A 14,806-nucleotide genomic window follows, 5' to 3' on the forward strand; every position below is an offset into this window, starting at 1 on the left:
ACTATGTTAAGTAGAGTTGCAGATGCCATATACTGGATGAACAGATATATTGAGAGAGCCGATAATTATGCACGGTTTCTGGATGTAAATTTCAACCTTTCGCTTGACCTTCCCCCTGACATTTCGGAACAATGGCAGCCTTTGGTAGCGACAACCGGAGACTGGGAGTTATATAAAAGTCTGCATAGCAAACCCGTAAAAAATAAAGTCATTTATTTCCTGGGTTTCGACGAAAACAATCCAAATTCAATTCTCAATACCATAACCAGCGCACGTGAAAATGCAAGATCTGTACGGCCGGACATCACGAAGGAAATATGGCAACAAATCAATAATTTATACTATTTGGTTAAAGATGAAAAAGAGAAAAAACGATGGCAGAAAAATGATCCGCGAAATTTTTTTAATGAAATAAAAAAGGGATGTCAGTTATTAAACGGCATCTTCGACACAACTCTCTCCCGGAACGAAGGTTGGCACTTTGGGAAAATAGGACAGCTGATTGAAAGAGCCGATAAAACATCACGGGTACTGGACGTAAAATACCATATGTTATTACCAAAGCTGGAAGAAGTGGGTTCTCCTTTTGATCTCATTCAGTGGACAGCTCTCTTAAAATCTGTGAGTGCATTCGACATGTACAGAAAAAGATACGGGAAGTTAACTCCCTTTCATATATCAGAATTTCTTATTCTGGACGATGCATTTCCAAGATCGATACTTTACTGTCTTGACAAAGCAGAGAAATCCTTAAACGTTATAACAGGAAGTACAACCGGGTACTCTAATAAAGCAGAAAAACAAATCGGAATTTTAAAATCACAGCTTGAATATGCCGATATAAATGATATTTTTACAACCGGATTACATGAATATCTTGATAATTTTCAGGTTAAATTAAATGAGACTTCATCAGCTATTTTTGATACATTTTTCTCAATTGAAAATGCTTTAAGCAACAGCTAATCATCTTATTATGACATATTGTTTAGCCATTAAAGTTAAATCCGGTATTATAGGAATTTCCGATACCAGGATCACGTCGGGGCACGAAACTACGAAGGCAAAAAAAGTCTTCACCATAAATAAAAATCAACATTCATTTTTTATTATGACCTCTGGGTTAAGATCTGTCAGGGACAAGGCCTTAACTTATTTCAGGGAAATAATTGATGAAGATGATTCGTCCTTTAATAAACTTTATAAGGCCGTTAATGCGTTTGCCGCACAGGTTAAGAAAGCAGCCAAAGAAGATAGGGAAGCGCTCAAAGAGGCTGGATTACATTTTAATTTATTTGCACTGGTTGGGGGACAACTTCAGGATGACGACGGACATAAAGTATTCCTTCTGTATCCAGAAGGAAACTGGATAGAAATTACGGAAGGTTCTCCGTTTATGATCATTGGGAATAACGGATACGGAAAACCTATTCTCGACAGGGTATTGAAATATAATTCAAGTCTTAAATTCGCTCTAAAGGCCGGATTCCTGTCATTTAATGCAACACAGGTAAGCTCCAACGACGTGGATTATCCAATCCATGTGGTGTATTACGAAAAAGACAGTTTCAACATTATAGAAAAGCAATACAAAAAAGAAGAACTGCAAAGTATATCTCAGTTCTGGCAACATCAGTTGAGTGAATCCATAAGTAATCTGGATGATAGTTGGATGGATAAACTTTTCACTAAAAACGGGGATGCATTTGAAACGCTTGACGAAGAATAAACCGGATGAATCTGCACATATCGCATATAACAGAATATTTTTTTAGTACAGATGTTTTTTTTGAACCTCACGTTCTTAGATTTAAACCTAAGGCTACACCATACTGTTGTGCGAGAGAGCATCACATAACGGTTGATCCGGAACCAGCGGGACTTTCCCGTTTTCTGGATTCAGAAAACAATGACATCCAGCTTTGCTGGTTTAACGATGTACATAGTAAACTATACATTAAAAGTGAATCGTTGCTGACCATTAGCCCCTATAATCCGTTTCAATTCCTGATTTATCCGCTCGAATATAACGTTTTACCGTTTCAGTATACCCCAACAGATTCTGAGTCACTGGAAATATACCTCAGGTATCAGGATGTACCGGACGACCTTGCAAATTTTGGGAAGCAGATATTAAAAGCTTCCAATAATGAAACTATTCCTTTTCTGACCAATATTACAAAGGCCATACACGATGATTTTCTAATAGAAACGCGGCTGGAAGGTGCACCTTACACTCCGGCAAAAAGTTTTAACTTAAAAAGAGGTTCATGCAGAGATCTGGCATGGATGCAAATCAATCTCCTGCGCTTTCTGGGTATTGCGTCAAGATTCGTTAGCGGATATTACTTTCTGGACGATGGTGCTGTAGCTTTTGAGCTACATGCCTGGCTTGAAGTTTATTTGCCGGGAGCTGGTTGGATTGGTCTTGACCCCACACATGGCATAGTTACCGGTAATCATCATATTCCTGTTGCATCAAGCCGGATTCAGGAAAATACAATGCCGGTTTCCGGTACCATAAGAGGAAGCGCTACTTCAAAAATGGAGACTAATCTTTACATTCAAAAGTTAAAATAGCTGGCCCTGAACTGTAATTCCAACAGCATTTTTGTTTGTTTTATCAATCATGTTTATCTTTAATGCTTCAAATCACTTTCGTAAAAAGATGAACAAATCCCTTTATACATTTTCAACCGTTATTGCCGGATCAGTTTTATTGTCTGCAACCTCTTGTCAGCCTAAGGAGAAGAAAACAGCAGAAAACCCAAATATTATCTACATTTTAGCCGACGATCTTGGCTATGGTGACGTAAGTTGTTACGGGCAAACCCATTTTCAAACGCCAAATATTGACCGTCTTGCAGCAATGGGTATGAAGTTTACACGTCATTATGCAGGGTCTACTGTCTGTGCCCCTTCGCGATCATCCTTAATGACCGGAATGCATACAGGACATACCCCCATTCGTGGTAATAAAGGCGTTGAACCGGAAGGACAGGTTCCAATGGATTCGGCAGCGTTAACAATAGCCGAAGTTTTAAAGGCGAACGGATATGTTACGGGCGCTTTCGGAAAGTGGGGATTGGGTTATCCCGGATCAGAAGGTGACCCAAATTTTCAGGGTTTCGATGAATTTTTCGGTTACAACAGTCAGACACTGGCGCATAACTATTATCCGTATCATCTGTGGCATAACCAAACCAAAGTGATGCTGGAAGAAAACCAGGGACATCAAAACGGCGTGTATGCTCCAAACCTCATTCACAAACATGCGCTTCAGTTTCTTGAAAATAACAGGGACACATCTTTCTTTCTTTTCTATCCAACCATTATGCCACATGCAGAACTGGTTGCACCGGAAGAATATATGGATCAGTACCGGGGAAAATTTCTCCCTGAAAAAACCTATAATGGAGTGGATGATGGTCCACGTTACCGGCTGGGGCCCTATGGTTCACAGGATGAATGTCATGCCGCATTTGCAGCCATGATAAAACTGCTGGACGATCAGGTAGGTGAAATCATTGATAAAGTTGAAGAACTTGGCCTGAGCAAAAACACACTCATTATTTTTACGTCAGATAACGGACCACATAAGGAAGGTGGTGGTGATCCTGATTATTTTAACAGCAATGGCCCGTTCAATGGCTATAAACGCGATTTGTATGAAGGTGGTATCCGCGAACCTATGATTGCAGCCTGGGAGGATCATATCAACGCAGGTTCCGAAACGGATCATATTTCAGCCTTCTGGGATATAATGCCTACAGTATGCGATATGATTGGTGCAGAAGCTCCTTTGGATATTGATGGCATATCTTTCCTTCCAACCATGCTTGGGAACCCCCAGAAAGAACACGATTATCTTTACTGGGAATTCCATGAACAGGGAGGGAAACAGGCTGTATTGATTAACAACTGGAAAGGTATAAAATTCGGTATTCAGGAAAATCCGGATACTGCGCTGGTTCTTTTTGACCTTACCACTGATACAGGCGAGTTGCATAATGTAGCAGATCAGAATCCTGAGATGGTTGAAAAAATGGATCTGATCATGTTGGAGGAACATCACAAATCGGACCTTTTTCCGTTTGAATATGAAGAAGTTCCGGAACCGGTTCAATAAATTATGTTGCGGTATCAGGAATACTTAAAAGGGTAACATAAAAATTTTTCTGCCATTTCCGGAACAACGGATCTGAAATTACTATAATTTCGCGCTTTATTTTACTCCAGGATGGAAAACATATTCAAGCCGAAATTCTTCTCAGTTCTAAAATCAGGAATATCTAAAAAACAGTTCTCAGCCGATGTCCTATCGGGAGTAGTTGTCGGAATTGTAGCGTTGCCCCTGGCAATTGCATTTGCAGTAGCCTCAGGTGTATCACCGGAAAAAGGTTTAATAACTGCTATCATCGCCGGATTTCTTATTTCGCTTCTAGGTGGCAGCCGGGTCCAGATTGGTGGTCCAACCGGTGCATTTATTGTTATCGTATATGGAATTCTGGAAAAGTATGGAATTGAAGGGTTAATGATTTCAACCATTCTGGCTGGCGTGATCCTGGTTCTATTCGGCATTCTGCGTCTTGGAGCCTTATTGAAATACTTTCCGCACCCCCTAATTGTTGGGTTTACAAGTGGCATTGCACTGGTTATTTTTTCCACACAGATTAAAGATGCGTTCGGACTGGATCTTGCCAAAGTACCCTCAGCTTTTATTGATAAATGGGGAACATATGCGGCTAATCTGCATCATATCAACCCGTATGCACTGGCCATTACTGTCATCACCATCCTGATTGTAGTCTTTTCAAAAAAGCTAACAACCAAAATACCGGGCTCCTTCATTGCCATACTGCTTACTACAATTGTGGTTAAACTGTTTAACCTTCCGGTTACAACAATAGAATCGTTTTTTGGAGATATCCCAAATCAAATCAGCTTCAGTTTTCCCCACATACAATTGTCCGAATTGTCTGGTTACCTTGCTCCTGCCCTTACAATCGCCTTGTTGGGTGGAATAGAATCATTACTCTCTGCTGTAGTGTCTGATGGTATGATCAGCGGAAATCACAGGTCTAACACCGAACTTATTGCACAGGGCATTGCCAATATCGTTACACCCTTTTTCGGTGGAATTCCTGCAACAGGAGCCATTGCACGTACAGCAACAAATGTAAAGAACGGCGGTAGAACACCAATAGCAGGAATGGTTCATGCTGTGACTCTTCTGCTCATTATGCTGTTTCTGGGCCAGTGGGCAAAACTTATTCCGATGTCTGCATTGGCCGGTATTCTGATTGTGGTTGCCTACAACATGAGCGAATGGCGGTCATTCAGATCTGTTTTAAGAGGATCTGTATTCGATATTATTGTTTTACTCAGCACCTTTATCCTGACCGTACTGGTAGATCTCACCATTGCCATTGAAGTTGGTGTCGTTCTGTCTGCATTACTGTTTATGAAGCGCATGGCTGATATCGGTAATGCTGAGGTAAAAGAAAAAATCGACAGCGATCTGATAGAGAACTACTCAGAAATTCCTAATGGCATTTCAATCTATGAGATCAGCGGACCAATGTTTTTTGCATCTGCGAAAACCTATTCGGAAACATTGAAGGAAATTGGTGCTAAAAGTAAAGTTCTTATTATCCGTATGCGTCATGTGCCCTTTGTGGACTCTACCGGTCTACATAACCTAAAAGAAGCCATTAAAATAATTAAGCAAACCGGAGTAAAAATTGCTTTCTCCGGTGTTAACAGTAGTATTCTTCAAAACTTTGATACGTTTGGACTGCTTGAGCTTGTACCAGCCGACCATATTTTTGATTCATTTGAAAAAGCGGTTGCTTTTGCGAAAAAGGAATTGCAGAACTGATCCTTCTAATCACATTCCGTGCTTCATTTTTTTAACCGTTTATACTTCTGCGCGTTTACAACACCCGTAGTAAAAATATTTAAAAAGATCGTCGATTATATGACAGGTAAAGTGTGATGAAATGGCGTTCTTTGTATAAAATTCAATGCGATGAACTATAAAAGACTTTCTTTATTTGGCATTTTAATCATTGTGGCCGGACTGTCCACCCTGTTTTTAATGACAGACAGAATCTCATTTCATGATGAAGATTCAGACTATGAAGAAGAAAATGAGGAAAGACCCGATGAAGAAGTTTTGACGGGAAAAGAAAAGGAATTATTCCTCAAATATCTGGAAGAAAGACAACAACAGACCTTGCTGAAATCCGTGTCGGTAAATGGAGAAAGCAGCTACGCCAATGGTGCCCTTACCGGAACATGGAAACACAAAGTGCCCCATACCACAGGCTACGGTTACCGTGTTGATAATTCAGCATACGATTCGCTCCGAAATGTGTTCTATGTGGTTACATATGCCGGCCATTTATACAAACTTGAATACGAGAACCAGATAAAATGGACCTTGCTTAACCATAAGATACAGATGAACCCACCTGAAAACGCTTCAGCAAATCCGGTATTTACAGGGACTCTCTTAGATGACTCAACGTTCAGGCTTATACGAAGTAACGATAACCAAAACCGTATGGAATATTCTGATGACGAAGGTAAAACATGGAACATCAGCACCGGAGCATCAGTAACGAGAAGCTGGTCGAACCAGGCATTTGAAATTACCAATGATAATGCCAAAAAAATTATTTTACATACCTACAACTCGAATTACCATCATCTATATTTCTCAGCGGACAATGGTAAAACCTATCAGGAATCCTCATTGACTTTTCCAATATCCACTTACGATGTAAGAATAGCCAAACCATTTAACACCAACGATGCCTATCTTTGGGTATGGTGGAAAGGATCAAAAAAGGTTGATATCTATAAATATGATCCGGAAAGTGAAGATTTTGAACTGAAGTATAATTCGTCTTCCATGCTGGCCGGAACAAACCTATCCAGTGCTGCGGCAACATTTTACGGAGGAAAATATCACTTTTACCTGTCCACTATCAATTCTGATTATACCATTTATTATTCGGATGATGAAGGTCAGACGTGGACGCAGAAAAACGCAGGAAGAGACAAACCTTTTGAAATCATAAGTCCCAACAAGCCCAATATCCTTATCAGTGGATTTGAGGACATGAAACTTTCTGTGAATTATGGTTCTACCTGGACCGGATATGATCACAAACTTGGATGGGATCTTCAACACCTGAAAACATTCGAAATGTCAGGCGGGAAATTCATTACACTTGCAGGTCTTGATTTCGGTTGTTATGTCTCAGAAACACCTGAAAATAAAGACTCCTATATCTGGTGTAATAACGAAGCATGGTATGCCATGCATTACGATGCTGCCACCAGTGAACGTTACAATTCTGTTTATATGGCTAATCAGGACAGAGGCACAACAGCTTATCCTGATACAGCTTCAGACGTTAATACGGTTGATATAGATGGAACAGATGTACTTCGGGTTTGCTTTGCCAGCAAAGAAAAATCGGTATGGACATGGTTCTACTATGGAAGGATAAAACACAGATTTAATTTTCCAACAGGTATCGGTGGTGAGGCTGTATTTGATGGCTTAGGGAACTGGTGGGCTGCACCTATCGTTGCTTCACCTGATGAATCCGAAGATGCAATATATGCAGCATATGGCAGTAATCTGAAGAAATTCACATATAATTCCGGTTCGAATTCGATTAGCCAATCCACACATGATTTTAACTTCAATTCCAGTTTTGGTGATGATTTGGGTGGATTCGGATATTCAAAACTGAACCGGAATAACTGGTATGCCGCATTAAATAACGGTGTATTTCTATATTCAAAAGATGCCGGAATTACGTGGACAAAAACCCTTTATCCTGGTCCTTACCCAAAAGCAAACGATCAATCGTATAATTATCCGAAAAACCAGATTGTTATAAAAGCATCCCAGATTGATTCCAACAGGGTGTATTATGCTGGTGTTGGTAATACTTTTCTGATTTCTGAAGATGGTGGCAGAATATTTTTACCCCATAAGAAAGGGCTTGATATATACAGGATGAGAGATTTTGACCTGTCTCCGGATGAGAAATATATTTTTGCTGCATGTGGATATGAAGGTGCATGGGTATTTTCAGTTGAAGATAATTACTGGTATCAAATGAACGATGATCCGATTCCAAGTGTCGATTTTACTGATGTTCAGTTTATAGAAAATAAAAACTGTGTAAGATATAGTACGTTCGGCAGTGGAATAATTGATTTCTACATCAATACTATTTTCCCCCCTCACCCGCCAATAGATTTTTCAGCAAGCGCCTTAACGGATTTCGCAATTCTTTTAAGGTGGACAGATAATTCGTTTAATGAAGACGGTTTTATAGTTGAGCGGGGTACTGACGGCTCTTTTGTGGCTGTTGATACAGTTAAGGCAGGAACCAATATCTATGTCGACCGAAACCTTAATTCATCAACAACTTATCAATACAGATTAAAAGCCTATAATAGCGGCGGATCATCAGAACCAACATCAACAGTTGAAGCCACAACAAAAACAGCTACCGGAATGGATGAGATAGATATGAATATTAAATTATATCCGAATCCTGCTGGTAAGGTTTTGAATGTAGAACTTGGAGCAGTTAAGAACGATGCAATTCTTAATATTATAGATTTAAAAGGAAAAACGCATATTACTGAAAAAATATCCGGTGGCACTGAAAGGCTTACAATACCACTGGATAATCTTGATCAGGGAACTTTTATCCTGGATATTACATATGATGGCAAACATTTGACGCGGGAATTCATAAAACAGTAATTTTAGCCATCATATTTATTAAAATATTGCTTAAAATTAAAAATTATCACTTCCAATAAGTGTTAGTTTTACAATCATTCGTATATTCGTAACTTTGAAATAATATTGATTTGAATACTAAATTTTTAACCCATATCATGAAGAATATTGTAATCATACTTTTTTTATTGCTGGTAATTTCATGTACCTCTAAAAGTCAGGTAACTTTTGAAGTAGATGGAAATGAACAGGGGAAAGCTATCAGCACCAACCTGATTGGCGCATTCTTTGAAGACATAAATTATGGTGCCGATGGCGGATTATATGCTGAGCTTGTACAAAACCGCTCTTTTGAATATTATCCGGTGGCTGGTTATACGGATATGCAACCACTTGATGCCTGGTCAGTTATAACTGAAGGCGGAGCTGTAGCAACCATGACAGTGGAAAACAGCAATCCCATTAATGAAAACAATACACATTATCTGAAATTTGCAGTTTCCAATACAGGATCCAGTGTAGGGTTTAAAAACTCCGGATATGACGGGATCTCAGTAAAAGCAAGAGACAAATATGATTTTTCAGCATATGTAAGGTGCGATGGAAGCTTCTCTGCTCCGGTAACGGTATTGCTTATTAACGGTTCCGGAACATCTATCGGTGCATTTATCATCAATAATATCACCAGTGAATGGCAGAAAGTTACAGGTGTTATTACTGCAACTGCAACCAGCCAGGATGCAACACTTCAACTCAGGACAAATGCAACCGGAACGTTATATTTTGATATGATATCATTGTTTCCTCAAAACACATTTAAAAACCGTAAGAATGGGTTAAGACAGGATCTGGCTCAGGCAGTAGCAGATCTTCACCCAAAGTTTCTGCGTTTCCCAGGAGGATGTGTTTCTCACGGACGTGGTAATGACAACGCTTACCGCTGGAAAGAAACAATAGGAGATGTTGCCGAACGTACACCAAACTGGAACCTGTGGGGTTATCATCAGACTTACGGACTTGGCTTTTATGAGTATTTTCAGTTTTGTGAAGATATTGGAGCCATCCCCTTTCCGGTTCTGCCATTGGGTGTATCCTGTCAGTTCCGAAACAGGGAAATTGTACCTATGTCAGAAATGCAACCCTGGGTTGATGATGCACTTGATTTAATTGAATTTGCAAATGGCGATGTAACGACCACATGGGGAAAGGTAAGGGCAGACATGGGACATCCTGAACCATTTAATATGAAATATATTCTGCTGGGAAATGAAGAAGATGATATTCCTGAATTTCGTGAGAGATTCCTTCTGATTGCCAATGCTATCAGGGAAAAATATCCGGAAATTAAGATCATAGGCACATCAGGTACTGATGATACCGGAAGCTATTACAGAAGTCTGTGGGAGTTCAGCAGGGAAAATAATCTGGATGCAGTAGATGAACACTATTATAATTCACCATCCTGGTTCCTGACAAATAATCACAGATATGACGATTTCCCAAGAACCGGACCAAAAGTTTTTATTGGGGAATATGCTTCACAGGATGATCAGTTATTCAATGCAATTTCAGAAGCTGCTTACCTTACCGGCGTTGAACGAAATGCTGATATCATTGAATTTACCTGTTATGCACCTTTGTTTTGCAATGAAAACCATAACCAGTGGAATCCTGACCTGATCCGTTTTGATAACAACAACCTGGTAAAAACAGCGAGTTATTATGTACAGCAACTGTATAGCCGGAATGATGGAGAAGAATATATTCCAAGTACTTTGACAGTTCCAGAGAACAGTGCTCCGTTTGTGGGTAAAATTGGCGTAGGAAGCTGGAATACGCAGGTTGTTTTTGACGATGTAAAAGTTGTAAGCAACGGAACCGTATTACTGGACGAAAACTTCAGTGACGGAGCAGCAAACTGGACGCCATTTGATGGCTCATTCAGTGTAAGTTCAGGAACTTATGTGCAATCAAGCGGTCAGACGCCGGCATGGAGCGTTGCCAACACAGTTATTGATAAAAGTGAGTATACCATTACGTTAAAGGCTATGAAAACCGGAGGAGCAGAAGGTTTCCTTATTCCCTTTGCTCTGCAGGATGACAGAAACTATTACTGGCTCAATATCGGTGGTTGGGGAAACTCACAAAATGCAGTTGAACAGGCTACCGGAGGAGCAAAAGCAACCCTTGTGGCTAATGCAGGAAGCATATCAAACAATGTATGGTATACTATAAAAATTGATGTTAAAGGGCAGTCTGTTGATTTCTACATGGATGACAATCTCCTGTTTAGTATTCCTGCACCGGACGGACCGGTTAGCGCATCTGTTGTTAAGGACAACCAGACCAACGAACTGATTATTAAGATGGTAAATTCGGACTCGGAACCTGTAACAGTCAATATGAAACTTAAGAATGTGAATACATCTGTTGATGCAAAAGTCACCACACTAACAGGACCTTCATCTTCATCCAGAAATTCATTAAACTCACCGGATTTGATTAAACCTGTGGAATCAACCGTGTCAGTTTCCGGTTCATTTGATTATACCCTGCCACCTTACTCGTTCCAGCTGTTCAGAGTTAAACTTGGTAATTCAACCAGCCTGAATGATGCTTCACATAACAGTGACAGTGATCTGACAATAATGCCGAATCCCGCACGCGAGAGTGCATTAATATGTTACAACAACACATACGGAGAGCCTTACAAAGTTTATATTTTCGATACATCAGGAAAAATGGTTTATAAAAATATAACCAAAAAATCTACAACCAGAGTAGATAAAGAAAATATGAAATCGGGAGTTTACTATGTGAAAGTAAACGATAAAGGGAAAGAATTTAAAGGCAAATTAGTGATAAACAATTAAGTGAATTTTTATGTATAACGTAAAGGGACCGGATATTTTTACTGGTCCCTTTTTAATTCGTACTGACAACTAAATGATTGGTTTATTTAAATGGAAATATGCAACTGCATTTTTAATAGCAGGAATTCTGATACTCTCCTACGCCTATATTGAGACCTACTGGATCAAAACAAAAAACCTCACGATATACTCTGAAAACCTGCCCGATTCTTTTGATGGGAAAAAGCTGGTTTTTATTTCGGATGTACATCTGGGACCATATATATCTGAAAAAAGGATACAAAAGGTAGTAAACCGGATCAATGCATTACAACCTGACATTATTCTGTTGGGTGGTGATTACATTGACATAAGAGCAAAATACGTTATGCCTGTCTTTAATGCACTACAAAATCTTAAGGCTCCCATGGGTAAATATGGGGTGCTTGGAAATCATGAGTTTATTGAAGACCCTCAACAGGTTATACGTAAATTCAGGGAGAGTAAACTAAACTTATGCCATAACAATTCATTTTGGATTACTGAAGGTAAGGACAGCATTAAAATAGGTGGTGTAGGCGATTTATGGGAATCGGATCAGAAGATTGAAAATACCATCAACGATGTCAGAGATTCCGATTTTTGCATTTTATTGTCACATAATCCTGACTATATTGAGGAATTAAAAACCAACAAAATTGACCTGATGTTGTCCGGTCATACGCATGGTGGACAGGTAACATTTTTTGGACTTTGGGCTCCCCTGATACCCTCGGATTATGGCCAGAAGTACCGTTACGGCCTGAAACAGATAAAGCACACCCAATTATATGTCACATCGGGAGTTGGTGTGGTTGGTGTTCCGTTCCGGTTCTTTTGCAGACCGGAAATTGTTGAGATTACCCTGAAGACTATTAAAGATTAAAACGAATCCTCTGTTAAAGTTGTTTTGCTGATCCTGACAGGTTGAATCAGCTTTTTAAATCCTTTGAACCGGTAAAACAACCAGGCCACAACCATAAAAATCGATCCTGATATCAGAATACCATACCACTGTGAAGTCGGATCAATGGTTAATACCTGAAACGCAGAATCGGTCTTTAAAGCAGAACCGGTATAATTGACGCCAACAGCCAGAAAAAAATTATTAATAAAATGAATACCGATTGCCATTTCAAGTCCGTCATCAAGAATAGTAATCAATCCAAGAAAAGCACCAAGAAGCACATAACCCGGCATCATTTTCCAGAATCCGTATTCATAAACTTCGGGATTTGCAGAGTGCATTAAACCAAATAGAACGGACGTAAGTATCCAGGCTATGACCGGATATTTAAATATATTTCCAAACAGCTGATACAGATATCCCCTGAAAAAGATTTCTTCGAAGCTCACCTGAAAAGGGAAAAAGATTAATGCAATCAGAAATAACCATATAAAAGACTTTGCTTCGAAGGTTATCACATAATTATCAGGATCCATAAAATAGTCCGCCAAAGTAGAGCCTCCCAGAATAATTCCCCATATCAGAATGGCAAAACCTATGCGTTTAAAATCCAGTTTTTCTCTTGCTGTTACAAAGGTCTGCATCGGACGGCGATGAAAAATCTTAGCAAAAAATAGTCCGAAAAAGGGAACAAGAAAGGAGGACATAATAATCAAAAATCCCACGTTATTGGAGATCCCAATCCGACTGAAATCCATTGTTTTTAAGACATCCTCGTTCAGTTCACCGCCATTCATAACGGCTACACCTCCTAAAACTTTAGACAAAATAAACTGTCCAATAAAATAAGACAGTATTATTAGCATGACTGCGGGTAAGTAGGCAACAAATGCCCTGTTTCCCTTTTTTATCTGATCAAGAAACATGGTTTTAATTTTGAGATCAACAAATATACGTTATTGAAAACAAAAAAACCCCGATTTTCATCGGGGTTATATAGTTTGAAAAACGATTAATCGTAATTTGGAAATTCTATTCCGGTACTACTTCGAATCCTATTTCAACACTTACTTCTTTATGAAGTTTAAGTGTTGCTTTATATTTACCAACTTCTTTCACGGCTTCTTTAATGCTGATCAGTTTACGATCCACATCATAACCTTCTTTTTCCAGTGCTTCAGAAATCTGAATATTGCTTACTGAACCAAAGATTTTACCGGTAGAACTTGTTTTTGCACCAACAACCAGATTAACTGAACCAAGTTTTCCTGCCAGTTCTTCTGCTTCCTGTTTGATTTTAGCCAGCTTGTGAGCTCTCTGTTTCATATTTTCAGCCAATACCTTTTTAGCCGACTCAGTAGCTACAACTGCTTTTCCCTGAGGTATAAGATAGTTTCTGCCGTAACCGTCCTTAACAGTGATGATGTCGTCTTTATATCCTAAACCTATAATGTCTTCTTTTAATATTATATCCATTATACTATCCTCCTCAATTATTTCATCAAATCAGTTACATACGGTAATAAAGCCAGGTGACGGGCTCTCTTAACGGCCTGAGCCACTTTTCTCTGGAATTTTAAAGATGTACCGGTTAACCTTCTTGGAAGGATTTTTCCCTGTTCATTAAGAAACTTCTTAAGGAATTCCGGGTCTTTGTAATCAACATATTTGATTCCGTTCTTTTTGAAACGGCAATACTTTTTCCTGTTTATATCAACCGAGGGCGGTGTTAAATATCTAATTTCTGACTGACTCTGTGCCATGGCTTAGTTCTCCTTTTTAGCTTTTAAATTCGACCTTCTTTTCTCTGCATACTCAATAGAATACTTATCCATTCTGAATGTAAGGAAACGAATAATCCTTTCATCACGACGGTACTCTAACTCTAATTTTGCAATCAAATCAGGTGTTGATTTGAATTCAAGCAGCTGGTAAAACCCTGTTGATTTTTTTTGAATGGGATAAGCTAATTTCCTTAATCCCCAATTTTCCTGATGTACAATCTCAGCTCCGTTATCAGTCAGGAGCTTGTTGAACTTTTCTACCGCTTCCTTCATCTGGTTCTCAGACAAAACGGGAGTTAAAATGAAAACGGTTTCATAATTGTTTAACATACTCTCTATAATTTAATTATTGATTATATCCTTAATTTTCGACGCGCAAAGATATTAATTATTTTATTTACAGCAAACTGTATCCGGCTTTTTAGAAAATATTTAAACCGGT

At 39.1% G+C, this 14,806-nt stretch carries 12 protein-coding genes; 8 read left to right on the forward strand and 4 right to left on the reverse strand.

The annotated features are described in order from the left end of the window. The first annotated feature begins 3 nt into the window (after nucleotides 1–3). From ACE01N_RS18430 to ACE01N_RS18465, 8 genes are all read left to right on the forward strand, one after another. The gene (locus tag ACE01N_RS18430) at nucleotides 4–966 is read left to right on the forward strand and encodes an alpha-E domain-containing protein (RefSeq protein WP_380592163.1); all 963 of its coding nucleotides are present in this window, start codon (nucleotides 4–6) and stop codon (nucleotides 964–966) included. A gap of 10 nt (nucleotides 967–976) precedes the next feature. Then, on the forward strand, nucleotides 977–1,729 hold the full coding sequence (locus tag ACE01N_RS18435; protein WP_380592165.1) for a proteasome-type protease: 753 nt from the start codon (nucleotides 977–979) through the stop codon (nucleotides 1,727–1,729). Nucleotides 1,730–1,734: 5 nt separating this feature from the next. Further along, nucleotides 1,735–2,580, forward strand: coding sequence for a transglutaminase family protein (locus ACE01N_RS18440; protein WP_380592167.1), 846 nt, complete (start codon nucleotides 1,735–1,737; stop codon nucleotides 2,578–2,580). An 88-nt stretch (nucleotides 2,581–2,668) separates the two neighbouring features. Further along, entirely contained in the window at nucleotides 2,669–4,129 is a 1,461-nt protein-coding gene (locus tag ACE01N_RS18445; protein WP_380592169.1) for an arylsulfatase, read from the forward strand. 111 nt (nucleotides 4,130–4,240) lie between these two features. Continuing rightward, nucleotides 4,241–5,881 carry a SulP family inorganic anion transporter gene (locus tag ACE01N_RS18450; protein WP_380592171.1) on the forward strand — a complete coding sequence of 547 codons (1,641 nt, stop codon included), beginning with the start codon at nucleotides 4,241–4,243 and terminating at the stop codon, nucleotides 5,879–5,881. 150 nt (nucleotides 5,882–6,031) lie between these two features. Then, nucleotides 6,032–8,803, forward strand: coding sequence for a T9SS type A sorting domain-containing protein (locus ACE01N_RS18455; RefSeq protein ID WP_380592173.1), 2,772 nt, complete (start codon nucleotides 6,032–6,034; stop codon nucleotides 8,801–8,803). A gap of 137 nt (nucleotides 8,804–8,940) precedes the next feature. Continuing rightward, nucleotides 8,941–11,655, forward strand: coding sequence for an alpha-L-arabinofuranosidase C-terminal domain-containing protein (locus tag ACE01N_RS18460; protein WP_380592175.1), 2,715 nt, complete (start codon nucleotides 8,941–8,943; stop codon nucleotides 11,653–11,655). A gap of 73 nt (nucleotides 11,656–11,728) precedes the next feature. After that, the gene (locus ACE01N_RS18465; RefSeq protein WP_380592177.1) at nucleotides 11,729–12,559 is read left to right on the forward strand and encodes a metallophosphoesterase; all 831 of its coding nucleotides are present in this window, start codon (nucleotides 11,729–11,731) and stop codon (nucleotides 12,557–12,559) included. Here the strand turns inward: ACE01N_RS18465 and ACE01N_RS18470 are convergent. The 4 genes from ACE01N_RS18470 to rpsF form a co-directional block, all read right to left on the reverse strand. Continuing rightward, nucleotides 12,556–13,506 (reverse strand): CPBP family intramembrane glutamic endopeptidase, encoded by a 951-nt coding sequence (locus tag ACE01N_RS18470; protein ID WP_380592179.1) that lies wholly within the window; start codon nucleotides 13,504–13,506, stop codon nucleotides 12,556–12,558. The genes ACE01N_RS18465 and ACE01N_RS18470 overlap by 4 nt on opposite strands. Nucleotides 13,507–13,612: 106 nt before the next feature. Further along, the gene (gene rplI, locus ACE01N_RS18475) at nucleotides 13,613–14,056 is read right to left on the reverse strand and encodes a 50S ribosomal protein L9 (RefSeq protein WP_375727214.1); all 444 of its coding nucleotides are present in this window, start codon (nucleotides 14,054–14,056) and stop codon (nucleotides 13,613–13,615) included. A 17-nt stretch (nucleotides 14,057–14,073) separates the two neighbouring features. Continuing rightward, nucleotides 14,074–14,343: a 30S ribosomal protein S18 gene (rpsR, locus tag ACE01N_RS18480; protein ID WP_375721189.1), complete on the reverse strand. Its 270-nt coding sequence runs from the start codon at nucleotides 14,341–14,343 to the stop codon at nucleotides 14,074–14,076. A gap of 3 nt (nucleotides 14,344–14,346) precedes the next feature. Then, entirely contained in the window at nucleotides 14,347–14,694 is a 348-nt protein-coding gene (gene rpsF / locus ACE01N_RS18485; protein WP_380592182.1) for a 30S ribosomal protein S6, read from the reverse strand. Between the last annotated feature and the right edge of the window lie 112 nt (nucleotides 14,695–14,806).

Origin of the sequence: Quyinboa ferrireducens, from assembly GCF_042436675.1 — a bacterium.
Lineage (GTDB): Bacteria > Bacteroidota > Bacteroidia > Bacteroidales > UBA5342 > JBHJHP01.